The organism is Petrotoga halophila DSM 16923, from assembly GCF_002924615.1.
Genome location: NZ_JALY01000311.1, coordinates 1 through 1,104, shown reverse-complemented (window position 1 = coordinate 1,104; position 1,104 = coordinate 1). Strand labels below are relative to the sequence as shown.

The window sequence follows — 1,104 nt, the reverse complement described above, 5'->3', positions numbered from 1 at the left end:
ACAAGGCTGCAAAAAACATCATTTTGCACAGATCAGCAAAAAGCCTATTGCACAAGGCGGCAATCAGAAGGGAAAGCACAACATTCGTAACTATAACTAATCCGGTAATTTTCTCTTTCGGCTTTTTCGATAACTTTGCCAATAGGTTGAACAATTTTATTTACAATACCTAAAAGATTGGTTTGAAGATCTTCTCTATATTTCCCCTTTGGATGCATACAACCTAGCGTTAACTTTTTATGTTGAAAATCTTTTCTTACCTTTGAAAGAAAAGAAACAACTTCCGTCACTTTTGGAGGTTGATAAGAATGGAATTCAGTTCCAACGGTGGGTATAAAAACTAGAAATATAATTTCATCTATTCGATCTCCAAATTTTTTTAGTTTTTCAATTGCTTTTTGTTCATGAGAGAATTCTCCTTTATTCAAGCCTATGGTAATATGTGGTTTAACGACAAAATCATTCTTTACAAGTAATTCGAAAGAAGTCCACATCTTATCATAATCAAATTTTCCATAAACCTCTCTTACAGTTTGCTGTTCTCCAACTAGGTCAAAAGATACAGTATCCGCGATCTTTTTTAAAACATGGATATCTTTTTCATCCACATAGCCAGTATGTACGTTGTATTTCAAATTATATTTGGTTTTTAGAGTATATAGTGTATCTGCAAAAATAGTAATTGGAACCTTTCCATCGGTTAATAATCCACCACTAATTAAAAAAGAAGTGAACCCTTTATTTACTAAATTTTTCATATCTTTTACCCTGGCCATATTATTTAGATAATGGCGACCACAATGTTTGCAGTTCAGATAGCAATAATTCCCTGTTAATGATACTGAAGAGGTGTTCTTTAAAATAACGAATTCAATTTCTTTAATCAATGTCATCATTTCCACCAGTAGAGTTCAAAAACTTCTCACAAGCGATTTTTGCTGCTAATTGCTCGGCAAATTTTTTTGAAAAACCTTCACCTATTCCAAGTATCTCATCATCTAATTTGACGGCCACCTTGTATCTTTTCATATGTGATGGCCCAGAAGCACTTAATAAGACGTATTCAGGCAATTTTTTTGTTTTTTCTTGAGTTAATTCTTGTAA

The 1,104-nt window shown here is 32.6% G+C and carries 2 protein-coding genes; both read right to left on the bottom strand.

What is annotated here, in order from left to right; genetic code table 11:
* Positions 1-44: 44 nt before the first annotated feature.
* Entirely contained in the window at positions 45-893 is an 849-nt protein-coding gene (lipS1, locus tag AA81_RS13420; protein WP_103899311.1) for a LipS1 family lipoyl synthase, read from the bottom strand.
* A partial coding sequence (locus AA81_RS13415; RefSeq protein WP_245863662.1) for a putative dsRNA-binding protein occupies positions 880-1,104 on the bottom strand: 225 nt, incomplete at its 5' end. The genes lipS1 and AA81_RS13415, both read right to left, overlap by 14 nt.

What these genes read in the sequence shown, in the direction of transcription:
- lipS1 (WP_103899311.1), bottom strand. Translation starts at nt 893, where the DNA reads ATGACATTGATTAAAGAAATTGAATTCGTTATTTTAAAGAACACCTCT.